Origin of the sequence: Pseudomonas sp. FDAARGOS_761 (assembly GCF_013343155.1) — a bacterium.
In the GTDB taxonomy this organism is placed as follows: Bacteria; Pseudomonadota; Gammaproteobacteria; order Pseudomonadales; family Pseudomonadaceae; genus Pseudomonas; species Pseudomonas aeruginosa.
In genome coordinates this window covers 1,316,906-1,335,421 of record NZ_CP054572.1, presented here as the reverse complement: position 1 = coordinate 1,335,421, position 18,516 = coordinate 1,316,906, and the positions used below count along the sequence as shown (strand labels likewise).

Below are 18,516 nucleotides of genomic sequence, written 5' to 3'. Positions count from 1 at the left end.
CTGCGTTCTTACGGCTCGTCGCGCAGGCCGGACTAGACTTGCAACAGACCCGCCGGCCCGGCGCCTGTACACCCCGGGGGGTGCGGGGTAGCATCCGCCGCCCCGTGTTCAGCGAAACATCCGGAACCTGGTTTCATCTCTATGTCTTCACGCAAGATCGGGCTCAACCTGGTGGTCATCGTCGCCCTGGCCGCCCTCTTCACCGGCATCTGGGCCCTGTACAACCGTCCGGTCAGCGTACCGGACTGGCCGGAACGCATCTCCGGCTTCTCCTTCTCGCCGTTCCGCCTCAACCAGAACCCGCAGAGCGGCCGCTACCCCAGCGCCGAACAGATGCGCGCCGACCTGGAACTGGTCGCCCGGCACACCCACAGCATCCGCACCTATTCGGTCCAGGGCGCGCTCGGCGACATCCCGGCGCTGGCCGAGGCGTTCGGCCTGCGCGTCAGCCTGGGCATCTGGCTCGGCCCGGACCTGGCCGGCAACGAGGCCGAGATCGCCCGCGCCATCCGCATCGCCAACGAGTCGCCGAGCGTGGTGCGGGTGATAGTCGGCAACGAGGCGCTGTTCCGCCGCGAGGTGACGGCGGAACAGTTGATCGCCTACCTCGACCGGGTCCGCGCGGCGGTCAAGGTTCCGGTGACCACCGCCGAACAGTGGCACGTCTACCGCGAACACCCGGAACTGGCGCAACACGTCGACCTGATCGCCGCCCACGTCCTGCCCTACTGGGAGGCCACGCCGGTGGCCGACGCGGTGGACTTCGTGCTCGAACGCGCGCGTGAACTCAAGGCCGCCTTCCCGAGGAAGCCGCTGCTGCTCGCCGAGGTCGGCTGGCCGAGCAACGGGCGCATGCGCGGCAGCGCCGAGGCGACGCCCGCGGACCAGGCCATCTACCTGCGGCGCCTGACCAACGCGCTCAACGGCGAAGGCTACAGCTACTTCATCATCGAAGCCTTCGACCAGCCCTGGAAGGTCAGCGCCGAAGGCTCGGTGGGCGCCTACTGGGGCGTCTACAACGCCGACCGCAAGGCCAAGTTCAACTTCACCGGGCCGGTGGTGCCGATTCCCAAGTGGCGCGCCCTGGCCATCGCCTCGGCGGTACTCGCGGTACTCGCCTTCACCCTGCTGCTGATCGACAGTTCCTCGCTGCGCCAGCGCGGGCGGACCTTCCTCGCAGTGGTCTCGTTCGCCTGTGCCTCGGTGCTGGTGTGGATCGCCTACGACTACAGCCAGCAGTACAGCACCTGGTTCAGCCTGACCGTCGGCGCGCTGCTGGGCATCGGCGCGCTGGGGGTGGTCATCGTGCTGTTCACCGAGGCCCACGAACTGGCCGAGGCGGTCTGGACGCACAAGCGGCGCCGGCCGTTCCTGCCGATCACTGCCGCGCAGGCCTATCGGCCCAAGGTGTCGATCCACGTGCCCTGCTACAACGAGCCGCCGGAACTGCTGAAACAGACCCTCGACGCCCTCGCCCGCCTCGACTACCCGGACTACGAAGTCCTGGTGATCGACAACAACACCCGCGACCCGGCCGTCTGGCAGCCAGTCGAGGCGCACTGCGCGCGCCTGGGCGAGCGCTTCCGCTTCTTCCACGTCGCCCCGCTGGAAGGCTTCAAGGCCGGCGCGCTGAACTTCGCCCTGGGCCACGTGGCGGCGGACGTCGAGGTGGTCGCGGTGATCGACGCCGACTACTGCGTCGACCCCGACTGGCTCAGGCACATGGTGCCGCACTTCGGCGACCCGCGGATCGCCGTGGTGCAGTCGCCGCAGGACTACCGCGACCAGCACGAGAGCGCTTTCAAGCGGCTCTGCTACGCCGAGTACAAGGGCTTCTTCCACATCGGCATGGTCACCCGCAACGACCGCGACGCGATCATCGAGCACGGCACCATGACCATGATCCGGCGCAGCGTGCTGGACGAGCTGAGATGGCCGGAATGGTGCATCACCGAGGACGCCGAGCTGGGCCTGCGGGTGTTCGAGAAGGGCCTGTCGGCCGCCTACTTCGAGCGCAGCTACGGCAAGGGGGTGATGCCCGATACCTTCATCGACTTCAAGAAGCAGCGCTTCCGCTGGGCCTACGGCGCGATCCAGATCATGAAGCGGCATACCGACGCCCTGCTGCGCGGCCGCGGTCCCGACGGCAGCCGCCTGACCCGCGGCCAGCGCTACCACTTCGTGGCCGGCTGGCTGCCGTGGATCGCCGACGGCCTGAACATCTTCTTCACCCTCGGCGCGCTGCTCTGGTCGGCGGCGATGATCATCGTGCCCAAGCGCGTCGACCCGCCGCTGCTGATCTTCGCGATCCTGCCGCTGGCCCTGTTCGCCTTCAAGGTCGGCAAGATCCTCTTCCTCTACCGGCGCACCGTCGGCGTCGACCTGCGCGACTCGTTCTTCGCCGCCCTCGCCGGCCTGTCGCTCTCGCACACCATCGCCAAGGCGGTGCTGTACGGCTTCGTCACCCGCGGCATCCCGTTCTTCCGCACGCCGAAGATGCGCTCCAGCCACGGCCTGCTGGTGGCCCTGGCGGAGGCCCGCGAGGAAGTCTTCGTGATGCTCCTGCTGTGGGGCGCGGCGGCCGGCATCGTGGCGGTTCAGGGCGTGCCGAGCCGCGACCTGCTGATCTGGGTCGCCATGCTTCTGGTGCAATCGCTGCCCTACCTGGCGGCGCTGGTCATGGCCCTGCTCTCGTCGCTGCCGAAACCGCGCGAGGAACTGGCCGGCGGCGCCGAGCAGATCGGCGGTTGAGGTCGGGCGAGGCGTCGGGACGGCCGGCTCCGCTCGCCTAAACGGCGTCCCTTCGCCCGCGTTTATGCTTTAAGATTCCCCCTTTCCGCTCGACCCGCTCAGGATGCCCTCCCCATGACCGCCTCTTCGCCGAGTCTCTCGCCGACCCTCGAACTCGCCTGCGAGTTGATCCGCCGCCCCTCCGTCACGCCCCTCGACGCCGACTGCCAGGCCCTGATGATGCGCCGCCTGGAAGCCGCCGGCTTCGCCCTGGAGCCGATGCGCATCGAGGAGGTGGACAACTTCTGGGCACGGCGCGGCGGCGACGGCCCGGTGCTGTGCTTCGCCGGGCACACCGACGTGGTCCCCACCGGCCCGCTGCAGGCCTGGCAGCACCAACCCTTCGACGCCCTGATCGACGACCAGGGCATGCTCTGCGGGCGCGGCGCGGCGGACATGAAAGGCAGCCTGGCGTCGATGATCGTCGCCGTCGAGCGCTTCGTCGCCGACCACCCGGAGCACAAGGGCGCCATCGCCTTCCTCATCACCAGCGACGAGGAAGGCCCGGCCCACCACGGCACCAAGGCGGTGGTCGAACGCCTCGCCGCACGCGGCGAGCGCCTGGACTGGTGCATCGTCGGCGAACCGTCGAGCACCAGCCTGGTCGGCGACGTGGTGAAGAACGGCCGCCGCGGCTCCCTCGGCGCCAAGCTGACCATCCGCGGCGTACAGGGCCATGTGGCCTACCCGCACCTGGCGAAGAACCCGATCCACCTGGCCGCCCCGGCGCTGGCCGAACTGGCGGCGGAACACTGGGACGACGGCAATGCCTTCTTCCCGCCGACCAGCTTCCAGGTTTCCAACCTGAACTCCGGCACCGGCGCCACCAACGTCATCCCCGGCGAACTGACCGCGCTGTTCAACTTCCGCTTCTCCACCGAATCCACCGTCGAAGGCCTGCAGAAACGCGTCGAGGCGATCCTCGACAAGCACGGCCTGGACTGGCACGTCGAATGGGCGCTGTCCGGCCTGCCGTTCCTCACCGAGCCGGGCGAACTGCTCGATGCGGTGGCCGCCAGCATCAGGGCGGTCACCGGCCGCGAGACCCAGCCCTCGACCAGCGGCGGCACCTCCGACGGACGCTTCATCGCCACCATGGGCACCCAGGTGGTCGAACTCGGCCCGGTCAACGCCACCATCCACCAGGTCAACGAGCGGGTCCTGGCCAGCGACCTGGAGCTGCTCACCGAAATCTACTACCAGACCCTGGTGAGGCTGCTCGCCTGATGCTGATCTGCCCGCTCTGCTCCGCCGCCCTGGGCGAGGTCGACAACGGCGTCGCCTGCCCCGCCGGGCACCGCTTCGACCGCGCCCGCCAGGGCTACCTGAACCTGCTGCCGGTGCAGCACAAGAAAAGCCTCGATCCGGGCGACAACGCCGCCATGGTCGAGGCCCGTCGCCAGTTCCTCGGCGCCGGCCACTACGCGCCGCTGGCCCGGCGCCTGGCCGAACTGGCCGTCGAACGCGCGCCGCGACGCTGGCTGGATATCGGCTGCGGCGAGGGCTACTACAGCGCCCGGCTCGGCGAAGCCCTGGCCGGCGCCGAGGGCTACGCCCTGGATATCTCCCGCGAGGCGGTGAAACGCGCCTGCCGCCGCGCGCCGCAGTTGTCCTGGCTGGTGGCGAGCATGGCCCGGCTGCCGCTGGCCGACGCCAGTTGCGAGCTGATCGCCAGCGTGTTCAGCCCGATCGACTGGAACGAAGCCGTGCGCGTCCTCGCCCCCGGCGGCGGCGTACTGCGCCTGGGCCCGGCCAGCGCGCACCTGCTGGAACTGCGCCAGCGGCTCTATGACGACGTGCGCGACTACGCCGACGACAAGCACCTCGCCGGCCTGCCCGCGCAACTGAGCCTGCGCCACACCGAGACCCTCGAGTTCCGCCTGGCGCTGGACAGCTACGACGCGCGGGAAAACCTCCTGGCCATGACCCCGCACGGCTGGCGGGTCAACCCCGAGCGCCGCGCGCGAATCCTGGCCGAACCCTTCGAAGTCAGCGTGGCGGTGCGCTACGATTGGCTGCAACGCGACTGACCGTCCCCGAGGACCCCATGCGCCAACCGGATATCGAGATCTACCTGAAAGACGCCGAGCACGCGGCCGTCGCCGCCTGGCTGGAACAGGCGCTGGGGCCCTGCGGCCCATGGCAGGAGCACGGCCAGACCCTCAAGTGCACCGCCCGCGGCGAGCACGGCGCGGTGCGCGTCACCTGGCTGCCGAAGGCGGTGGGCAAGTGGCACAGCCTGTTCTTGGAGAGCGACAGCACGCCCTGGGACGACGACCTCGCCTGCGCCAGGGCCGCGCATGCCGCGCTCGGCGTGGAGATCCGCTGCGCGCCGGGCGGCTGGGAGGAAAACCAGGGCGAAGAGGACGCCGACCGCTGGCTGCGGGTCGACGCCGGGGGCGTCGAGGAAATTACCTGGCGCACCGCCTGAACGACGAAAACCCCGCGCTGCGAGGGGCCACCCAACGGGGGCCTGGCGGGGTGGATGCATTGGATGACAAAAGCCCGTCTCGCGACGGGCTTTTGCTTGCGGGAATCAGACCTTGGAGACGTCTTCCGCTTGCAGGCCTTTCTGGCCCTGGATCACCGAGAATTCCACTTTCTGGCCTTCCACCAGGGAGCGGTGACCCTCGCCGCGGATGGCGCGGTAGTGAACGAACACGTCCGGACCGCTATCGCGTTGAATGAATCCATAACCTTTGGCGTCATTGAACCACTTGACGGTTCCGACCTCACGATCAGCCATTACCACACTCTCCAACTTGCAATTTTTTATAAGTGGCCTTCCCAATCCGGGAAGACTTCGACGGTTCGGCTGCGCAACGCTGTTCTTGTTATCCGACCCCGGCAAAATGCCGTTGGAGCGGGCATTTCGAATGGCGTTCCACTAGCCACCGCGTCCCGGAGTATAAACAAACGAGTCCAACTGAAAAGGACTTTTTTAGCCCCTGGCGGAATACCCGCCACGCCCGGCGGGACTGGCCTTTCGATATGTTTTCGCTACGCCTGGAATACGTCTGCGCAAGCACTTGCAGATAGCTAGCCGCCATATTTCCGTCAACTTTTCAGCGGTCGCGCAGACCTGCCTTGCGCGGCCAGGCCAGGGTGAAGCAGGCACCGCCCAGAGTCTCGCTGCGGCCGATGGAGGCCCGGCCGCCATGCCAGTAGACGATCCGCCGGACGATGGACAGTCCCAGGCCATGCCCGCCGGAAGCACGGGTCCGGCTGTCGTCCAGGCGTAGGAATGGCGTAAAGAGCCGCTCCCATTGCGCCTCCGGCACCCCCGGCCCGTCGTCCTCGACATCCACCCGGCAACGCTCCAGGCTGACCCGGTAGCTGATCCTGACCCGACGATCGGCATGCCGCAGCGCATTGGTCAGCAGGTTCTGCAAGGCCCGATGCAGGTAGCGCGGCTCGGCCTCGATCCAACTGCCCAGCTCCTCAGGCACCAGCGCGCCCTCCTCGCAACTGACCAGCACCTCGCGGCGCAGCGGAGCGATCTCCTCCACCACCTGGCGCACCAGCACGCCCAGCTCCAGGCGCTGGTAGGTCAGCGGCGGCGAGCCCTGTTCCAAGCGCGCGTAGGTGAGCATCTCGTCGACCAGCTTGTCGAGGTCCTGGATATCGTTGTCCATGCCCTCCAGGTACTTCAGGCGGGCGCCGTCGGTCTCGGCGGTCTCGATCATCTCCAGGCCGAAGCGCAACCGCGCCACCGGCGTGCGCAGCTCGTGGGACACCGCGCGAACCATCTCGCGCTGCACCGTCAGCAGCCGGTGGATGTGCTCGGCCATATGGTTGAAGGCCGCGCCCAGGCGTCCCACCGAGTCGCCTCCGCGCACCTCGACGCGAGTATCCAGGCTGCCGCGGGCGATCCGCGTGGCGGCCGCCTCCAGGCTGCGCAGGCGCTGCTCCAGACGACGCACCAGCAGGTAGGTGATCAGGCCGATGAAGCTCAGGCACAGCGCGCCGAGCAGCAACAGCAGCTGCGGCGGATAGAGGTTCATCTGGAACAGCGGGCCCAGCTCCAGCACCCAGGGCGTGTCGAGGATGCCGGCGAAGATGCGGATCGAGTCGCCGTCCTTGCCCAGCGCCATCACCGTGTCGCCCTCCACCACCCGCCGGCGCTGGTCGTCGTCGAGGTCCAGCTCCTTGACCTGGAGCAGGTGCACCGGGAAGCCGAAGCGCTTGTCGCGGACGATCCGCGCCAGGTGGTAAGGCTGTTCGCTGGCCGGGTAGCGCACCAGTTCGTCCATCAGCAGGTAAACCGTGGCCCGCGCCAGTTGCTCGCTGACCTGCTGCACCTCGCCGCTGAGCACCAGGTTCTCGGCGGCGCTGGCCTGTGTATAGACGGTGACGGCGTGCTCGGCGGTCTGCTTCACCAGCACCTGGCCGTTCATCAGGCGCGCGCGGCTGCGCCCATCCATCCGCAGCTCATCCAGCCCGCGCAGTTGCAGGGGAATCCCCAGCAAGCGGCTCCACTGCGCCAGGGCGCGCTTGCGCTCGGTGGCGGTCATCGGTTGCAGGTTGTCGGCCATCAGGCGGAAGGTGCCGCGCGCCAGCTCCTCGCGGTAGTGCTCGCCGCGCACCTCGTTGATCCAGTGCAGGCCGAGCAGGCCCAGGCCGCTGACCAGCAGCAGGGCCAGGAGCATGCCGCCATAGATGCGCAGGAAGATGGATTTCATCGGCGAGCCCCCGGCCGCTGTCCGCTGCTGTTGATTCTGGCCGACCGGGACGCCCGCGCCCCGGCCCGCAGGAAAAAAGCGCCTCAGCCCTCGCCGACGAACAGGTAGCCCTTGCTGCGCACGGTCTTGATCAGCCGCGGGTGCATCGGGTCGTCGCCGATCTTCGGGCGGATCCGCGAGATGCGCACGTCGATGGAGCGGTCCTGGCCGTCGTACTCGATGCCGCGCAGGGCGTTGAAGATCTCCTCGCGGGAGAGAATGCGCCCGGCGTTCGCCGCCAGCAGCCAGAGCAGGTCGAACTCAGCGCTGGTCAGCTCGATGGTGGTCCCGTCCAGCCAGGCCTCGCGCATCGCGTTGTCGATCACCAGGCGACCGAACGCCAGGCGCTTGCTGTCCGCCGCCGGGGCGCCCGCTTCCGGCGCCTCGCTGCGCCGCAACAGGGCACGGATGCGCGCCAGCAGCACACGCGGGCGCACCGGCTTGCACACGTAGTCGTCGGCGCCCATCTCCAGGCCGAGCACCTCGTCCATGTCGTCGGTGCGCGCGGTGAGCATCAGGATCGGACCGTCGAATTGCGGACGCACCTGGCGGCAGATGGACAGGCCGTCCTCGCCCGGCAGCATCAGGTCGAGCACCACCAGGTCCGGGCGTTCGGCGAGGATACGCGCCGCCGCCAGTGCGCCGTTGGCTTCGATGTCGACCTTCAGGCCGTTGCCTTCCAGGTATTCCCGGGTCAGCTCGGCCAGGCGTCGATCGTCCTCGACGATCAGGATGCGCCAGGCTTCTTGCTCCACACAGCCTCCTCGTATCGCGGTCCCGGAGCCGCCGCGCGGCCCCCTCAGAGCGGCCCGCATTGTAGCCAATACGGGGGCCGCGCGGCAGCACGCGAGGAACATCTTGCAAACACTACATATTGTGGGTAGGGTGCGCGCCCCGAAAGGTTGGGGAGTAGGTCTGCGCCGGTGCTTTCCGAGGGCGACGAATGGCATTCTCCAGCGCTGCCGCGGCCTACGGACGCTTCCTAGGACTCACGCACAGAAGACCCACACTTTATCCACAGGTTTCCCCCAGACTGTCACCTTGCAAACACCCCATTAGCGCATTATCTTGTATCCCCATCGTCGCCACCCCCTATATCTTGGGTTTCGAGCGCACGAACGGCTACAACGGAACCAACCGCGCACGGACCACTCTGATGGCTCCGGCGGCTCCGCAAAAAAGCATTTTCCAGACGTACTGAAAGCATCGACGGCGCTCACCGCAAGGAGCCCTTCATGACGATGGAAAAGCGGTACGGGTGTTGCAACGGACGCTGTAAACAGACAGTCAACACCACTAGGTATTGTGTTCGACGGCAAAACGCCACGAACCCGCCAGGGCCAGGGAGGCACGCACAGTCCCCACCCTCAGCATTCGAATGAAGCAGCCGCCGCGAGGCCGGCTGCCCGGCTCTTTATCGATTCAAGGGAATGGGCGCCCCGGCGCCCGCTAGCAAAACCATTACGAGAACGTGGAGATACCCACCCATGCATACCGACACCACACGCGAGAACCCGCAGGCCAGCGCGCCGCAGGCCGCCGATTCGTCGCAGGATCTGGCCGCCACCGCGCCGGGCCAGCTGCGCGTGATCAAGCGCAACGGCACCGTAGTCCCCTACACCGATGACAAGATCACCGTGGCCATCACCAAGGCGTTCCTCGCCGTGGAAGGCGGCACCGCCGCCGCCTCGTCGCGTATCCATGACACCGTGCGCCGCCTGACCGAGCAGGTCACCGCCACCTTCAAGCGCCGCATGCCGTCCGGCGGCACCATCCACATCGAAGAGATCCAGGACCAGGTCGAACTGGCCCTGATGCGCGCCGGCGAGCAGAAGGTCGCCCGCGACTACGTGATCTACCGCGAAGCCCGCGCCGCCGAGCGCAAGAACGCCGGCGCCGCCAGCGACGTCGCCCAGCCGCACCCGAGCATCCGCATCACCCGCGCCGACGGCAGCCTGTCGCCGCTGGACATGGGCCGCCTGAACACCGTCATCAGCGAAGCCTGCGAAGGCCTGGCCGAGGTGGACGGCGCGCTGATCGAGCGCGAGACCCTGAAGAACCTCTACGACGGCGTCGCCGAGAAGGACGTCAACACCGCCCTGGTGATGACCGCGCGCACCCTGGTCGAGCGCGAGCCGAACTACTCCTACGTCACCGCCCGCCTGCTGATGGACACCCTGCGCGCCGAAGCCCTGGGCTTCCTCGGCGTGGCCGAGAGCGCCACCCATCACGAAATGGCCGAGCTGTACGCCAAGGCCCTGCCGGCCTACATCGAGAAAGGCGCCGAGTTCGAGCTGGTCGATGCCAAGCTGAAGGAATTCGACCTGGAGAAACTGGGCAAGGCCATCGATCACGAGCGCGACCAGCAGTTCACCTACCTCGGCCTGCAGACCCTGTACGACCGCTACTTCATCCACAAGGACGGCATCCGCTTCGAACTGCCGCAGATCTTCTTCATGCGCGTGGCCATGGGCCTGGCCATCGAGGAGAAGGACCGCGAGGCACGCGCCATCGAGTTCTACAACCTGCTGTCGTCCTTCGACTACATGAGTTCCACCCCCACCCTGTTCAACGCCGGCACCCTGCGTCCGCAGCTCTCCAGCTGCTACCTGACCACCGTACCGGACGACCTGTCGGGCATCTACGGCGCCATCCACGACAACGCCATGCTGTCGAAATTCGCCGGCGGCCTGGGCAACGACTGGACCCCGGTGCGCGCGCTGGGCTCCTACATCAAGGGCACCAACGGCAAGTCCCAGGGCGTCGTGCCCTTCCTGAAAGTGGTCAACGACACCGCGGTCGCGGTCAACCAGGGCGGCAAGCGCAAGGGCGCGGTCTGCGCCTACCTGGAGACCTGGCACCTGGACATCGAGGAATTCCTCGAGCTGCGCAAGAACACCGGTGACGACCGTCGTCGTACCCACGACATGAACACCGCCAACTGGATCCCCGACCTGTTCATGAAGCGCGTCTTCGACGACGGCTCCTGGACCCTCTTCTCGCCGTCCGACGTCCCCGACCTGCACGACCTCTACGGCAAGGCCTTCGAGGAGCGCTACGAGTACTACGAGGCCCTGGCCAGCTACGGCAAGCTGAAGCTGCACAAGGTCGTCCAGGCCAAGGACCTGTGGCGCAAGATGCTCTCCATGCTGTTCGAGACCGGCCACCCGTGGCTGACCTTCAAGGACCCGTGCAACCTGCGCAGCCCGCAGCAGCACGTGGGCGTGGTGCACAGCTCGAACCTCTGCACCGAGATCACCCTGAACACCAACAAGGACGAGATCGCCGTCTGCAACCTGGGCTCGATCAACCTGGTCAACCACATCGTCGACGGCAAGCTGGACACCGCCAAGCTGGAGAAGACCGTCAAGACCGCGGTACGCATGCTCGATAACGTCATCGACATCAACTACTACTCGGTCCCGCAGGCGCAGAACTCCAACTTCAAGCACCGTCCGGTCGGCCTGGGCATCATGGGCTTCCAGGACGCCCTGTACCTGCAGCACATCCCCTACGGTTCGGACGCGGCCATCGCCTTCGCCGACCAGTCCATGGAAGCCATCAGCTACTACGCGATCCAGGCTTCCTGCGACCTGGCCGACGAGCGCGGCGCCTACCAGACCTTCCAGGGCTCGCTGTGGTCGCAAGGCATCCTGCCGATCGACTCGGAGAAGAAGCTGATCGAAGAGCGCGGCGCCAAGTACATCGAAGTCGACCTGTCGGAAACCCTCGACTGGGCGCCGCTGCGCGAGCGCGTACAGAAAGGCATCCGCAACTCGAACATCATGGCCATCGCGCCGACCGCGACCATCGCCAACATCACCGGCGTCTCGCAGTCGATCGAGCCGACCTACCAGAACCTGTACGTGAAGTCGAACCTCTCCGGCGAGTTCACCGTGATCAACCCCTACCTGGTGCGCGACCTCAAGGCCCGCGGCCTGTGGGACCCGGTCATGGTCAACGACCTGAAGTACTACGACGGTTCCGTGCAGCAGATCGAGCGCATCCCGCAGGACCTCAAGGACCTCTACGCCACCGCGTTCGAAGTCGAGACCCGCTGGATCGTCGAAGCCGCCAGCCGTCGCCAGAAGTGGATCGACCAGGCCCAGTCGCTGAACCTGTACATCGCCGGCGCCTCGGGCAAGAAGCTCGACGTGACCTACCGCATGGCCTGGTTCCGCGGCCTGAAGACCACCTACTACCTCCGTGCCCTGGCCGCCACCAGCACCGAGAAGTCCACCATCAACACCGGCAAGCTCAACGCCGTGTCGGCCGGTGGCAACGACGGCCTGCAAGCCGCCCCGGCCGCCGAGCCGAAGCCGGCGCCGGTGCCGCAGGCATGCAGCATCGACAACCCCGACTGCGAAGCCTGCCAGTGATCGCGCGTCGCTGAACGGCGTCCGTGTCGTGGCCGGGTAAGCCGGACTCCTCCCGTGAGTCCGGCCTGCCCGGCGCCTGACGGTCGCTCGTCCAGCGCCACGCTGGCAGCGCAAGGCCCCTCGCCAGGGCCAGGAACAATCCCCTTCTTCCCTCCGGGGGAGAAGAACGGCCCGGCCAGACCGTGCCGGACCACCGCTTTCGCGTGCACCTCACGCCCCATATCCAGGCCGCCGAGACGGCCGCCAGACCAGGAGAGAGCAAGATGCTGAGCTGGGACGAATTCGACAGAGAAGACCCGACCGAAGCCAAGGCCGCGCCCGCCGCCGCCCAGGCCGTTGCCCAGGGCCATGACAAGCTGGACGACGAAGCCGCCGGCTCGGTGGAAGAAGCGCGCGCCGTTTCCGCCGACGACTCCGACGCCGTCGCCCGCGCCAAGAAGGCCCTGAACGACCTCGACATCCAGGAAGGCCTGGACGATCTCGAAGGCTCCGCCGCGCGCGTGCAGGTCGGCGACAAGCAGATGATCAACGCCCGCGCCGACCTCAACCAGCTCGTCCCCTTCAAGTACGACTGGGCCTGGCAGAAGTATCTGGATGGTTGCGCCAACCACTGGATGCCGCAGGAAGTCAACATGAACGCCGACATCGCCCTGTGGAAGAGCAAGGACGGCCTCAGCGAGGACGAGCGGCGCATCGTCATGCGCAACCTCGGCTTCTTCTCCACCGCCGACTCCCTGGTCGCCAACAACCTGGTGCTGGCCGTATACCGCCTGATCACCAACCCCGAGTGCCGCCAGTACATCCTGCGCCAGGCCTTCGAAGAGGCGATCCACACCCACGCCTACCAGTACTGCATCGAGTCGCTGGGCATGGACGAGGGCGAGATCTTCAACATGTACCATGAGATCCCCAGCGTGGCGAAGAAGGCCTCGTGGGGCCTGAAGTACACCCGCTCGATCTCCGACCCGATGTTCCAGACCGGCACCCCGGAAACCGACCGCCAGTTCCTGCGCAACCTGATCGCCTACTACTGCGTGCTGGAAGGCATCTTCTTCTACTGCGGCTTCACCCAGATCCTCTCCATGGGCCGCCGCAACAAGATGACCGGCACCGCCGAGCAGTTCCAGTACATCCTCCGCGACGAGTCGATGCACCTGAACTTCGGTATCGACGTGATCAACCAGATCAAGATCGAGAACCCGCACCTGTGGGACGCCCAGATGAAGGACGAGGCGACCCAGATGATCCTCCAGGGCACTCAGCTGGAGATCGAATACGCGCGCGACACCATGCCGCGCGGGGTGCTGGGGATGAACGCGGCGATGATGGAGGACTACCTGAAGTTCATCGCCAACCGGCGCCTGACCCAGATCGGCCTGAAGGAAGAGTATCCGGGGACCACCAACCCGTTCCCGTGGATGTCGGAGATCATGGACCTGAAGAAGGAGAAGAACTTCTTCGAGACGCGGGTTATCGAGTACCAGACGGGCGGAGCACTGAGCTGGGATTGAGATTCTCGATTTAGGTCAAGACCGTTAGACGCTGTCGCCGGAAAGGGATTTCGGGACAGTGGTAGAGATGAAGAGCCCCGCCTTGTGCGGGGTTCTTCATTAAAGAGAAATAAAAACCCAAGGTGTTCAGCAAGTTAATCCACCAAATCAAATAGAAGATATGTGCCAAGCTCACTATCCCCAAGACACCATCGACAGACTATTTGAGGACTGTCAAACAGCCCTAGAAAACAAGAAATAAAAACATGCCCAACCATTCGCTCAATCTGAAATCTCCGTAGGGCGAGTAACGCGCAGCGTTATCCGCCGGCTGGCCACGGTACGCTCCGAAATCCTTCTGGATACACGGACGATCCCCAATGCCAAGCTACCGACGAACCTGGGTCCCCGGCGGCACCTATTTCTTCACAGTCACCCTGCATGACCGCCGCTCCAACCTGCTGACCCGCGAAATCGACCTGCTGCGCCGCGTGGTCGCCCAGACCAGGCGCCGGCACCCCTTCCGCATCGATGCCTGGGTCGTGCTGCCGGAGCACATGCATTGCCTCTGGACCCTGCCGCCCGACGACGCTGATTTCGCCACCCGCTGGAAGGTCATCAAGTCCGGCTTCGCCCGACGCATCCCCTGCCACGAATCACGTACCCTCGCGCAACGGCGGCGAGGACAACGCGCCATCTGGCAACAGCGCTACTGGGAACACCTGATTCGCAATGACACGGACTACCGGCGCCATTTCGACTACATCCATCTCAACCCTGTGAAACACGGGCTGGTTACGGCGGTCAAGGATTGGCCCTTCTCCACCTTCCACCGGGCCGTGGCTGAAGGGCTTTATCCCGAGGATTGGGCCGGTGATCCTTCCTTGGAGGTCCGAGCGGCGGAGCGGGTTTGAGTCTGCTGGCGGATAACGGCTGTGCCGTTACTCGCTCTACCCCGGCTACCAAGTCTTTTTCTCGGCCTCGCAGGATGGCCAGCCCCGAGAAAGTAACCAAAGCGCTTGCCCCTGCATTCGACCTCCTATACGACGATTCCGCTCGGCCTCCTGATGGGGCGGACCGGAGCGTCGGATGTTTCTCTGGAAGAGGTAGGGCGAATAACGCGAAGCGTTATCCGCAACTACACAGGATTTTCCTGTAACGCCCGAGCATCGGGGGATTGAAAGAACTTCGTCAAGTCGATGTACAAGCAATGGCTTCAGAGAATCAGCGGATAACTGCTTTGCAGTTATTCGCCCTACCGTTGACCGCTATCGGTGCGCTCCATAATCATTCTTCGGCGCTAAGAACGCATACCACCCAGCGGCAAACCGCTCCCGAAAGTAGCGGTGTATTCCATTGAGGAAATGCGTATGCCATTCGTTTTTCAACCCACCCCATTCATCCCCTCGCGGCACGACACCAACACCACCTCCCCGGAGGTGCGCCATGTCTGACACCCTCCTCCACCCCAGCCGTTTCACCCACCACCATCGGGTCCTGCGCGCCGTGCTGCTGGATGAGGAAGGCTGGTTCGTGCTCTCCGACCTGGTACGGCTGCTGGGCCGTTACCTGGGCGGTCGGGCGCCGGCGGCGTTGTGTGACGAGGCGCCGTGGCCGCTGGCGACGACGGAACAGCGCGAGCGCTTGTTCGCCCTCTGTCATGCGCTGGAGCGGCATCTGGACACCGATCAGTGGCGGCTCGCCTGGCTCCATGACGAACGCCACGGGCCACGCCAGGACTGCCTGGTCAGCGAGTCCGGGTTCTACGCTCTGCTCTGGCTCGCAGTGCCTGGCGCGGCGCGAGGCTTGCGCCGTTGGGTCAGCGGCTCGGTGCTGCCACGCCTGCGCAGCCAGTCCCACCCCAACGCCACGCCCCAGCGCGCCGTGCTGCACTGGAAAACCGCCGAGATCGACACCCTGCACTGGCAAGGTAAGACCTGGATCCCCCTCTGCGACTGCCCCCAACTCCTCGACAGCCCACGCCCGCTGATCCGGGCCTGACCCCGTCATACGCCCTGAAAGGAGTCAGGGCTTGAAGCAACAGAGTGATCTTTTCCCTCATGACCACTAAAAATCTAGGTTTTTCCAGTAACGCTCTCTTTCTTTACAACTATCAGGCCAAGGAAGAGCACTCTATTGCCATATAGAATATTTTTAACTTGAAAAAGAAGCCCCATACAGCAGGGCCTTCCTCTACAATCTATAGTTAGGCGTAAACCCCAATAAAATACTCCAATCCAACCGGAAGCTTTTCGCCTATAACCTCCTCAATCCTTACAACATCATCATTCTTAATAGGATATTCACCCTCAATATTCTCACCCTTCTTCCAACGCATCACCTCCATAACTTGCGAAATATATTCGAAAGGAACAATTTTTTCATATTTCAAGGACTCATCATTTCCCGATGGTAGGTACCCAGAAATCAATACAGTCATGCTTCTACACTCCTTTTTTGATCAGCAGACTTCGTGCGAGCACCAGTATTAGAATCAAACCCTCCCAAGTGCCGCCCTCTCTTGTCATACATCTCAAAACTGCCATGCTGAGAATCCCATTTATAGATATTCCCTTTTTATCCTTCCAGCGCTTCCGCAACCCACCACCACCTTGAATAGAAGTTTTTGGCTTAGCTCTCAAGGCGTCGGGGAAGGCAGGTAGTGTTGCCGGAGCAGGATAGTAATGCACAAAGCATTCAATTCAACATCGCAGACTCACGCACTTTGCGACTGACGCACTAACTGACAATCCGGCGAATTACATCTGCTCCCGAAGCATGAATTGGCTAAGAAGCAGGCGTAGCCCATAAATTGACTTCGCCTGATCTGTATACTGGAGTATAAAATACTATCAACTAGATATATTTATACTTCTTCAAGAGTTCTCTAACCTCCTGTTTTAGCTCCACTTCATTTATCTCACCATCATTATCCTTCGGTCCATCCGTGAAACAATCTGCCATTCCAAACATAAGCCTGAGGCAAGCGCCAAGATTATCATCATCCTTTTTCAGCAAGCCTGACGCACCTTCGCTACGCCACATTTCAAAGAATTTTTTTGTGAAACTCTTTCCGCTTAACGATCCATCCAAAAATTTTCTTGCAAGATCAATAAGTGCCATGCTCATTTAAATCACCTCATTCTCAAAATAGTTTTTTCCTGTCTGCTTCCTGGCTCAAGATACCACCCTGACAAAAACATTCCATCCTCTTTGAGAACAACCACAATACTAGTATCAGGACTGTAAAATAATTGGATCCTTGATACCTATGACAAACCCCTTGCAAATTATGTCGTGCTTTATCGAAGCGCTCCTGCCTTATCTGCATGACTTCTTCATAAATGTACGATTTGGCGTCGCCTTCAGCTTCCCGCTGGACTCCCTTGACCTTACGAGTCATCCGCTCGTAATCTTCCGGCCACAACGCTTGCTCCATGCGCAACGATGCCTGACCCAGCAAATGCAGCAGGCCGAACAGGCGCATATCGTTGGTGGCAACGATGTGTTCTCGAATCCACTCTTGGGTTACTCCGCAGGCCAGATGTGTTTCTGGCGTTGATGTGCTGTCATAGTCGGCTCGGAATCCCGCTTCTTTGGCGAGCTGTGCCCAGTGCTGGCCAATGCCTGGATGTTGGATGTACTCATTTGCTCATCCACTTGCGCAGCAGGCGCTTTTTCAGGGACGCGCGTTCTTGCGGGTTGTGTCCCTTGAGGTTAGCGACACGATCTGCCGTAGCAGCCTGGCGTATGAGGGGCCAGTAGGAACGCCCATCCTTACGTGGCACCAGTGTTATTGACCTGACTTTCCAGTAGGGAGAGGTGGGCTGCTGGCCAACGTGGAGAGCTCGCTACGGCAGCTCGTGCGCCCGACGATGGGTGTTTTGCGGTGGTTGCGGCTCATAATGTGATTGTCTTCAAGAATATTCAGGACAGACTGTCAAGATAGAGCAGCGTCAACATGGAACAAGCCCCGTCGAAACGGGGCTTGTTGATGGCCAACTAACCGGCCTTAAAGCCAGGAAGCCCCTTGGAAGCACGCCATTCTTTAACTTCCTTTACAACTCCAGCTGGGCTATCTTCTCTATTTTCGTTGGGGTAGTAAAGAAGGTCTGAGCCGCTTGGGTGTTCCGTTAGTTTTTTAAACTCAAGCACGGCTTGAATATGAGACTCCTCGGTAGGGAACTTTTTCTTATTGTTTGTGTATATGTCTTTAACAAACTCAAGAAACTCTTTTTCCGTATATTCGGAAATCTTGGACCTCATATCACTTCCCTCCCTTGTGGATTTCTATATGACGTTTTGGCGTTACTGCAACAAGGTTCCCCATATTGTAAACGCCGCCTCCATCTGCTATTCGAACCTTGTGGTGGATTTCGATCTTTATTCTCCCGCCAGCCTGTTCTGACTCTCTGACATAAGGAGCACCTCCATCTCTCATTACAGCTAAACTACCAGGATTAAACTGTTTACTTACTCAGGATCATTAGCCACAGCTATCCAGAATTGTTCCGGAAAGTCCCGCCAGTTTTTGAATGTCTTACCACGTAGTTTATCCGCAATCTGGCTTGGAATTGGAGCCGCCTCACCTTGAGAGGCGGCGCCGAGCCAATTACCGCTGACGGGCTGTCCCTTGCCAGTCGCAGCACCAGGTACATCCCGCGGATCCCTGAACATCACATAGATCGGCTTGATCCCCGAGTCGGCCGGGAAGCCGATGATCAGGTCTTCCGGTAGTGTAATCACCCCAGGATAGGTTTCCGGGGTAGCCTTCACCGGTGTAAGGGTCGCTCCCTCATATACCGGCACCGGCTTCGGTACGACCGGAGTGGTACTCGAAGGGTTCTGGTTTCCTGGAGGACTCGCCGGCGTCCAGGTCAGGATAAGCGGCGGTGCTTCTGCGACCGTAGAGGGAACCGTAACCTCGTACAGTCCTGTCGCGGTGTTATAGGCCGCCATCCGGACTGGAACGGCTTTCGGAACGCTCACACCATCGGTGCTGACCACCGAAAGGGTCGTCGTGCTGCCCCGTGCCTCGTTGGTCAGTCGCATCGGCAGATCGACGGTACCACCTGCTTTTGCAACCGCGTTCAGATTTACGCTTGAGGGAAGCCCCAGCTTGTTGGCATCCATGCC

16 protein-coding genes and 3 pseudogenes are annotated in these 18,516 nt (G+C 63.2%); 8 read left to right on the top strand and 11 right to left on the bottom strand.

What is annotated here, in order from left to right; genetic code table 11:
* The first annotated feature begins 141 nt into the window (after positions 1 to 141).
* From ndvB to FOC67_RS06365, 4 genes are all read left to right on the top strand, one after another.
* Complete coding sequence (gene ndvB / locus FOC67_RS06380; RefSeq protein WP_009315475.1) at positions 142 to 2,751, top strand: glycosyltransferase NdvB; 2,610 nt, start codon at positions 142 to 144, stop codon at positions 2,749 to 2,751.
* Between the two features lie 114 nt (positions 2,752 to 2,865).
* Positions 2,866 to 4,017, top strand: a complete 1,152-nt coding sequence (gene dapE, locus FOC67_RS06375; protein ID WP_003082377.1) for a succinyl-diaminopimelate desuccinylase — start codon at positions 2,866 to 2,868, stop codon at positions 4,015 to 4,017.
* Positions 4,017 to 4,820, top strand: coding sequence for a putative RNA methyltransferase (locus FOC67_RS06370; protein WP_003140543.1), 804 nt, complete (start codon positions 4,017 to 4,019; stop codon positions 4,818 to 4,820). Before dapE ends, FOC67_RS06370 begins: the two co-directional genes overlap by 1 nt.
* A 17-nt stretch (positions 4,821 to 4,837) precedes the next feature.
* On the top strand, positions 4,838 to 5,221 hold the full coding sequence (locus tag FOC67_RS06365) for a hypothetical protein (RefSeq protein WP_003082373.1): 384 nt from the start codon (positions 4,838 to 4,840) through the stop codon (positions 5,219 to 5,221).
* A 105-nt stretch (positions 5,222 to 5,326) separates the two neighbouring features.
* On the opposite strand, the gene FOC67_RS06360 is transcribed toward FOC67_RS06365, so the two are convergent.
* The 3 genes from FOC67_RS06360 to FOC67_RS06350 all read right to left on the bottom strand — a co-directional run bounded on the left by FOC67_RS06360 (position 5,327) and on the right by FOC67_RS06350 (position 8,266).
* Complete coding sequence (locus tag FOC67_RS06360; protein ID WP_003082372.1) at positions 5,327 to 5,536, bottom strand: cold-shock protein; 210 nt, start codon at positions 5,534 to 5,536, stop codon at positions 5,327 to 5,329.
* A gap of 319 nt (positions 5,537 to 5,855) precedes the next feature.
* Positions 5,856 to 7,472 carry an ATP-binding protein gene (locus tag FOC67_RS06355; RefSeq protein WP_003109067.1) on the bottom strand — a complete coding sequence of 539 codons (1,617 nt, stop codon included), beginning with the start codon at positions 7,470 to 7,472 and terminating at the stop codon, positions 5,856 to 5,858.
* Between the two features lie 83 nt (positions 7,473 to 7,555).
* A complete protein-coding gene (locus tag FOC67_RS06350) occupies positions 7,556 to 8,266 on the bottom strand; it encodes a winged helix-turn-helix domain-containing protein (protein ID WP_003082360.1) in 711 nt (236 codons plus the stop codon).
* A 732-nt stretch (positions 8,267 to 8,998) separates the two neighbouring features.
* Here FOC67_RS06350 and FOC67_RS06345 point away from each other — a divergent pair.
* The 4 genes from FOC67_RS06345 to FOC67_RS06330 all read left to right on the top strand — a co-directional run bounded on the left by FOC67_RS06345 (position 8,999) and on the right by FOC67_RS06330 (position 15,381).
* Positions 8,999 to 11,890 carry a ribonucleoside-diphosphate reductase subunit alpha gene (locus FOC67_RS06345; RefSeq protein WP_009315474.1) on the top strand — a complete coding sequence of 964 codons (2,892 nt, stop codon included), beginning with the start codon at positions 8,999 to 9,001 and terminating at the stop codon, positions 11,888 to 11,890.
* Between the two features lie 263 nt (positions 11,891 to 12,153).
* Positions 12,154 to 13,401 (top strand): ribonucleotide-diphosphate reductase subunit beta, encoded by a 1,248-nt coding sequence (locus tag FOC67_RS06340; RefSeq protein WP_009315473.1) that lies wholly within the window; start codon positions 12,154 to 12,156, stop codon positions 13,399 to 13,401.
* Between the two features lie 359 nt (positions 13,402 to 13,760).
* On the top strand, positions 13,761 to 14,294 hold the full coding sequence (locus FOC67_RS06335; RefSeq protein WP_009315472.1) for a transposase: 534 nt from the start codon (positions 13,761 to 13,763) through the stop codon (positions 14,292 to 14,294).
* 532 nt (positions 14,295 to 14,826) lie between these two features.
* On the top strand, positions 14,827 to 15,381 hold the full coding sequence (locus FOC67_RS06330) for a Bro-N domain-containing protein (RefSeq protein ID WP_009315471.1): 555 nt from the start codon (positions 14,827 to 14,829) through the stop codon (positions 15,379 to 15,381).
* A gap of 205 nt (positions 15,382 to 15,586) precedes the next feature.
* Here the strand turns inward: FOC67_RS06330 and FOC67_RS06325 are convergent, their stop codons facing one another.
* The 8 genes and pseudogenes from FOC67_RS06325 to FOC67_RS29905 all read right to left on the bottom strand — a co-directional run bounded on the left by FOC67_RS06325 (position 15,587) and on the right by FOC67_RS29905 (position 18,513).
* Positions 15,587 to 15,820 carry a pyocin S6 family toxin immunity protein gene (locus FOC67_RS06325; protein ID WP_019725958.1) on the bottom strand — a complete coding sequence of 78 codons (234 nt, stop codon included), beginning with the start codon at positions 15,818 to 15,820 and terminating at the stop codon, positions 15,587 to 15,589.
* Positions 15,817 to 16,070 (bottom strand): annotated as a pseudogene (locus FOC67_RS06320) (colicin E3/pyocin S6 family cytotoxin). Before FOC67_RS06320 ends, FOC67_RS06325 begins: the two are co-directional and overlap by 4 nt.
* A 166-nt stretch (positions 16,071 to 16,236) precedes the next feature.
* Positions 16,237 to 16,509 (bottom strand): colicin immunity domain-containing protein, encoded by a 273-nt coding sequence (locus tag FOC67_RS06315; protein ID WP_083842339.1) that lies wholly within the window; start codon positions 16,507 to 16,509, stop codon positions 16,237 to 16,239.
* A 166-nt stretch (positions 16,510 to 16,675) separates the two neighbouring features.
* Positions 16,676 to 17,028, bottom strand: a pseudogene (locus FOC67_RS29815) (hypothetical protein); the annotation flags it as partial.
* Positions 17,025 to 17,284: pseudogene (locus tag FOC67_RS06305) on the bottom strand (hypothetical protein). The pseudogenes FOC67_RS29815 and FOC67_RS06305, both read right to left, overlap by 4 nt.
* 98 nt (positions 17,285 to 17,382) lie before the next feature.
* On the bottom strand, positions 17,383 to 17,646 hold the full coding sequence (gene imm, locus FOC67_RS06300; RefSeq protein WP_031627698.1) for a pyocin-S1/S2 immunity protein: 264 nt from the start codon (positions 17,644 to 17,646) through the stop codon (positions 17,383 to 17,385).
* Position 17,647: 1 nt separating this feature from the next.
* Positions 17,648 to 17,821 (bottom strand): HNH endonuclease signature motif containing protein, encoded by a 174-nt coding sequence (locus tag FOC67_RS29910; RefSeq protein WP_372242497.1) that lies wholly within the window; start codon positions 17,819 to 17,821, stop codon positions 17,648 to 17,650.
* Positions 17,822 to 17,853: 32 nt separating this feature from the next.
* The gene (locus tag FOC67_RS29905; protein ID WP_231279756.1) at positions 17,854 to 18,513 is read right to left on the bottom strand and encodes an S-type pyocin domain-containing protein; all 660 of its coding nucleotides are present in this window, start codon (positions 18,511 to 18,513) and stop codon (positions 17,854 to 17,856) included.
* Between the last annotated feature and the right edge of the window lie 3 nt (positions 18,514 to 18,516).

Excerpts from the sequence above, each read along its gene's own strand:
- FOC67_RS06365 (WP_003082373.1), top strand. The coding sequence starts at position 4,838 with ATGCGCCAACCGGATATCGAGATCTACCTGAAAGACGCCGAGCACGCG.
- ndvB (WP_009315475.1), top strand. The coding sequence starts at position 142 with ATGTCTTCACGCAAGATCGGGCTCAACCTGGTGGTCATCGTCGCCCTG.
- FOC67_RS06340 (WP_009315473.1), top strand. The coding sequence starts at position 12,154 with ATGCTGAGCTGGGACGAATTCGACAGAGAAGACCCGACCGAAGCCAAG.
- FOC67_RS29905 (WP_231279756.1), bottom strand. The coding sequence starts at position 18,513 with ATGGATGCCAACAAGCTGGGGCTTCCCTCAAGCGTAAATCTGAACGCG.
- FOC67_RS06330 (WP_009315471.1), top strand. The coding sequence starts at position 14,827 with ATGTCTGACACCCTCCTCCACCCCAGCCGTTTCACCCACCACCATCGG.
- FOC67_RS06360 (WP_003082372.1), bottom strand. The coding sequence starts at position 5,536 with ATGGCTGATCGTGAGGTCGGAACCGTCAAGTGGTTCAATGACGCCAAA.
- FOC67_RS06335 (WP_009315472.1), top strand. The coding sequence starts at position 13,761 with ATGCCAAGCTACCGACGAACCTGGGTCCCCGGCGGCACCTATTTCTTC.
- FOC67_RS06345 (WP_009315474.1), top strand. The coding sequence starts at position 8,999 with ATGCATACCGACACCACACGCGAGAACCCGCAGGCCAGCGCGCCGCAG.
- FOC67_RS06370 (WP_003140543.1), top strand. The coding sequence starts at position 4,017 with ATGCTGATCTGCCCGCTCTGCTCCGCCGCCCTGGGCGAGGTCGACAAC.
- dapE (WP_003082377.1), top strand. The coding sequence starts at position 2,866 with ATGACCGCCTCTTCGCCGAGTCTCTCGCCGACCCTCGAACTCGCCTGC.
- FOC67_RS06355 (WP_003109067.1), bottom strand. The coding sequence starts at position 7,472 with ATGAAATCCATCTTCCTGCGCATCTATGGCGGCATGCTCCTGGCCCTG.
- FOC67_RS06325 (WP_019725958.1), bottom strand. The coding sequence starts at position 15,820 with ATGACTGTATTGATTTCTGGGTACCTACCATCGGGAAATGATGAGTCC.
- FOC67_RS06315 (WP_083842339.1), bottom strand. The coding sequence starts at position 16,509 with ATGAGCATGGCACTTATTGATCTTGCAAGAAAATTTTTGGATGGATCG.
- imm (WP_031627698.1), bottom strand. The coding sequence starts at position 17,646 with ATGAGGTCCAAGATTTCCGAATATACGGAAAAAGAGTTTCTTGAGTTT.
- FOC67_RS29910 (WP_372242497.1), bottom strand. The coding sequence starts at position 17,821 with ATGAGAGATGGAGGTGCTCCTTATGTCAGAGAGTCAGAACAGGCTGGC.